Here is a 4,633-nt window from a genome sequence, read left to right on the forward strand (position 1 = left end):
CGAGTGGATGGCCGGCACCCCCGGTGCCTCCGGCGTCTCCGGCCGCTCCGGCGTCCTCGGTGCCGGCCATCCACTCGCCGTAGCCGCCGTACGTCACATGCGCGCCGCACCTGACGCACCCGACGTACGCGACGTCTCCGCCGTACCCGACGGAGCCCACGCCGGAGCACCCCCCGGAGCCCACGCCGGGTACCGGAGCCGGCCGACGACCACTACACGAGGCAAGGATTCGTGAACTTCACGCGCTGGAGGAGCGCCCGGCTCCCCGGAACACAGCGTCGCGCCGCAGCCCGGACCGAGCCGGTCACCGCCGACCGGCGGAGCGACGGCGCCGTGCCCGCGGCCCGCGGCGGACAACCCACCCTCCCGGCCGACGGACGCCTCACCGACAAGCGGACCACCGCTGTGCGCGACGGCGACGGGCACAGCCCGAACGGCGACGGACGAAACGGTGACGGACCGAGCGGCGAGGGGTACGCCCTCGACGCCGTCTCCGACCTGCCCGCCGTCGACGCGCTCCCCGTGCGCGGCGTCCTCGACAGCGTCCCCGCCCTCGTCGCCCTCGTCCACGGCCCCGAACACCGCCTCGCCCACCTCAACGACGCCTACACCGCCGCCTTCGGCCCCCGCCCCCTCGGCCGGCCCGCCGCCGAGGCACTCCCCGAGCTGAAAGAACTCGGCCTGCTCCCGCTGCTCGACCAGGTGCTGCGCAGCGGGCGCCCCCGCACGCTCAAGTCCCGCAAAGCACCCGACGGTCGCTCCTACACCTTCACCTGCACCCCCGTCACCGAAGGCGTCGGCGGCCCCGGTGTCCTCGTCTTCGCCACCGACGTCACCGACCACGCCGAAGCCGCCGAACGCCTGCGCGCCAGCGAACGCCGCCAGCGCGAGACCGCCGTCACCCTCCAGCGCTCCCTGCTCCCCCAGGACCTCGAACAACCCGACGACCTGCGCATCGCCGCCACCTACCAGCCCGGCGGCACCGAAGCCGCCGTCGGCGGCGACTGGTACGACGTCATCACTCTCGGCGGCGGCCGTACGGCGCTGGTGATCGGCGACGTCATGGGGCGCGGGGTGCGCGCCGCCGCCGTCATGGGGCAACTCCGCACCGCCGTACGCGCCTACGCGCGACTGGACCTGCCGCCCCACGAGGTACTGCAACTGCTCGACGGCCTCGCCACCGAGATCGACGCCAACCAGATCGCCACCTGCGTCTACGCCGTCCACGACCCCAACGAGGGCCGGCTGATGTACGCCTCCGCCGGGCACCTGCCGATCCTCGTCCGCGACGAGAACGGCACCGTACGCCGCGCCGACGAACCGACCGGGCCGCCGCTCGGCACCGGCGGCTGGATGCACGCCTCCGGGACGGTCCCGCTCGGCCCCGGCTCCACCGCCGTGCTGTACACCGACGGGCTCGTCGAACGCCGCAACGAAGACCTCGACGAAGGTATCGCCGCGCTGGAACGCGCCCTCGCCGGCGCCACCGGCACGCCCCAGGTCGTCTGCGACCGGCTCGTCCGCTCCGCCGGGGTCACCGCCGACCACGACGACGATGTGGCTGTCCTCGTGCTCCAGCACCCCGCCCGGACAGGGCCCGACGAAGAACTGTTCCGCAACGCCGCGCTGGAACTCCTCGGCGGCATCGAGGCCGCCCCACGCGCGCGTGCCTTCGCCTCCGGCGTTCTCACCAGCTGGCGATTCCCCTCCGACCTGCACGATCTGGGGGTCCTGGCGGCGAGCGAGCTGGTCGCGAACTCGCTTCAGCACGGGACGCCGCCCATGCGGCTGCGCCTGCGGCGCACCGACCGACGACTGATCATCGAGGTCACGGACGGGGACGACCATCTGCCGCGGCGGCGGCGGGCGGAGCCGGGGGACGAGTCCGGGCGCGGCATCGCCATCGTCGCGACCATCGCCTCGAACTGGGGCTCGCGAAGGACGCCGGGGGGCGGCAAGGCGGTGTGGTGCGAGTTCGCACTGCCGTAGGAGACCGTTCGCGCAGCTCCCCGCGCCCCTGAGGTGGGTGACGCGGGGCGGCGAGTCCGACGTTGCTGCGGGCAGTCGTGCCGCAGGGCGCTGGGGGTCCCCCTGTGGGGGAGGCCCCCCGCACGCGCCGGGTGGCGCGGCCCACCCCCGCCGGGGACGCGCGGGCGTCGGCTGCAAGCCGGGTAGCGGGGTCGGGGTGCGCCCCGTCGGGGCAGAGGGTGCCGCCGGGGATTCAGGCCGTCTCGGCCGGCACCGGCGCCGGGCCGCCCCGGCGGACGACGCGGGACCGCGCAGCCCAGGGCGAGTCCTGGGCCATCGTGAGCCCTCGCCCCAACCGCAGCGCCAGCACACTGATCCCCAGCGAGAAGCCCAGGAACGTCACGACGTACGGCGCGTGCAGCGACGCCCCCATCGGCCCGCCCACCGCCGGCCCGATCGCCAACGCAAGCTGCTTGACCAGGGCGAACGCCGAGTTGTACTGCCCCGCGAGCCCCTGAGGCGCCAGATCCGCCACCAGCGGAGCCACCGTCGGCGACAGCATCGCCTCACCCAGCCCGAACAACGCGTACGTGGAGATGAACGCCGCTGTCGCCATCTCCTGGCTGCCGTGCCCGAGCCCCGCGTACCCCGCCGCCAGCCACGCCACGGCCCAGATGACACCGACGGCCGCGATCACCCGAGTACGCCGACGCCGTTCCACGAACCGCAGCACCAGGAACTGCGCGACCACGATCATCCCGGTGTTGGCGGCGAGCGCGGTGCCCAGCGCGGACGTGGAGATCCCCGCCGCCTCGACACCGAACGCGCTCAGGCCCGATTCGAACTGCCCGTAGCAGGCGAAGAACAGGACGAAGCCGAGCACGCACAGCTGCACCATCGCGCGGTTGCCCATCAGCTGCTTCCAGCTGCTCTTCGCCGACTGCCCCGGCGCCCCCTCGATGCGCGGTGAGTGCGGCATCCGCACCGTCGCCATCACCACGACCAGCAGCAGGAACATCGCGGCCTCGATCGCGAACAGCAGCGTGAACGACGACACCCGCGTCGTGTCCACCAGATGCCCGCCGATCAGCCCGCCGACGCCGAGCCCCAGGTTCTGCAGGAAGAACTGCATCGCGAACGCCCGCGACCGTGTGTCCGCCGACGAGCAGTCCACGATCATCGTCGCGAGCGCCGGCTGCATCACGGCCTGCCCAGCACCGAGCAGCGACGCCGACGCCAGTACGGCGGCGGCACTGCCCGACAGCCCGAGGCTCAGCGCTCCCACGGCGGCGGTGACCAGGGCGGCGAGCAGCACCGGAAGGGGGCCGCGCCGGACGATGGCCCGCCCGGCGAACGGCAGCACGACCAGCGCGGCCACGGCGAACACGGCGAGGACCATCCCCGCCGTCACGGCACCGAGGCCCCGCACCTGCGCCACATAGACGTACAGGTAGGGGACCGTGAAGCCGAGCCCGAATGCGCTGAGTGCGTTGCCCACATGGATCCGGCGCATCGCTGCGCCCATCGCCCTGGTCACGTTCACCTCTCTCACTAGTTAGGTGTGAAGACTTCGAATCTAAACTTCAAACCTAAAGAGTACAGAGTCAAGGACTTCAAGGCAAAGGAGAGCCGTGTCATACTGCGGCCATGGGCGACCCCGGCACGCTCGGCGCCGAGCCGACACTCGAAGAGCAGATCGCCGCGTACCAGCGCGAGTTCCAGGACCTCGATCCGCAGGTCGAGAAGATCGTGTCGGCGCTGTCCCGACTGAACCGCCGTATGAACGTCGCCTACGGCCGGCAGACCGCCGCCCTCGGCATCAGCAACGCCGAGTGGGAGGTCCTCAAGGCACTCGTCCTCTCCGGCGCCCCCTACCGCATGGGCCCGAGCGAGCTGGCCAAGCGCCTCGGCCTCACGCCGGCCGCCATGACCCACCGCATCGACCGCATGGTCACCGAGGGCCTGGTCACCAGGGAGCGCGACGAGACCAACCGTGTCCGCGTGATCGTCGAGCTGACCCCCGAAGGCAGGGAGAAGTGGCTCGAGGCCATGCGCCTCGCCTCGGTCTTCGAGGAGGACCTCCTCCAGGACCTCAGCCCCGAGGAGCGCACCAGGCTGGGTGAGGTCCTGACCCGCCTTCTGCGCCGCGTCGAGCATGCCCAGCCCGACGCGGGTGGCCGGCTCACCGACCTCGACTGACCCCGGTCCGGGACGCCGGCCCACCTTCGGATGCATCTAAAAGATGTTGACGGGCAGCGCTTGACACCCCTCGGACCGATCCGTAAGGTTCTTCGGGTTGCCGCGGGGCCGTAACGGTTCTGCGACAGCACCTTCTGCCGCACAGCGGCACCAACCACCAGCAAGATCTCCTGACGGGGTTGAATTCGGCGTGCCCGAATTCAATTCGAATAGGGACTCGGTCTCCCGATTGGGCATCACCGAGTGGATCCGCTAAGGTTGGAAACGTCGGAACGGCCCGCAACGGCCGGGATGACAACCCCCTCTGACTGGGAATCAGACGCCGCGAGGATCTGATAGAGTCGGGTCCGCCGGAAAGGGAAACGCGAGAGCGGGAACCTGGAAAGCACCGAGGAAATCGGATCGGAAAGATCTGATAGAGTCGGAAACGCAAGACCGAAGGGAAGCGCCCGGAGGAAAGCCCGAG

At 71.5% G+C, this 4,633-nt stretch carries 3 protein-coding genes; 2 read left to right on the forward strand and 1 reads right to left on the reverse strand.

Annotated elements, in window-relative coordinates; translation table 11 throughout:
- Positions 1 to 231: 231 nt before the first annotated feature.
- Positions 232 to 1,989, forward strand: a complete 1,758-nt coding sequence (locus tag MTQ10_RS28120) for an ATP-binding SpoIIE family protein phosphatase (RefSeq protein WP_247473118.1) — start codon at positions 232 to 234, stop codon at positions 1,987 to 1,989.
- A gap of 232 nt (positions 1,990 to 2,221) precedes the next feature.
- Here MTQ10_RS28120 and MTQ10_RS28125 read toward each other — a convergent pair whose 3' ends face one another.
- Complete coding sequence (locus tag MTQ10_RS28125) at positions 2,222 to 3,493, reverse strand: MFS transporter (protein WP_247473121.1); 1,272 nt, start codon at positions 3,491 to 3,493, stop codon at positions 2,222 to 2,224.
- Positions 3,494 to 3,615: 122 nt separating this feature from the next.
- Between MTQ10_RS28125 and MTQ10_RS28130 the strand changes: the two genes are divergently transcribed.
- The gene (locus MTQ10_RS28130; RefSeq protein WP_247473120.1) at positions 3,616 to 4,167 is read left to right on the forward strand and encodes a MarR family winged helix-turn-helix transcriptional regulator; all 552 of its coding nucleotides are present in this window, start codon (positions 3,616 to 3,618) and stop codon (positions 4,165 to 4,167) included.
- Positions 4,168 to 4,633 lie beyond the last annotated feature (466 nt).

The sequence above is a fragment of the Streptomyces sp. XM83C genome, assembly GCF_023072675.1.
Taxonomy (GTDB): Bacteria; Actinomycetota; Actinomycetes; order Streptomycetales; family Streptomycetaceae; genus Streptomyces; species Streptomyces thermocoprophilus.

Bases quoted from the DNA above. Each gene is read 5' to 3' on its own strand.
- MTQ10_RS28125 (WP_247473121.1), bottom strand. From the start codon at position 3,493: ATGGGCGCAGCGATGCGCCGGATCCATGTGGGCAACGCACTCAGCGCA.
- MTQ10_RS28130 (WP_247473120.1), top strand. From the start codon at position 3,616: ATGGGCGACCCCGGCACGCTCGGCGCCGAGCCGACACTCGAAGAGCAG.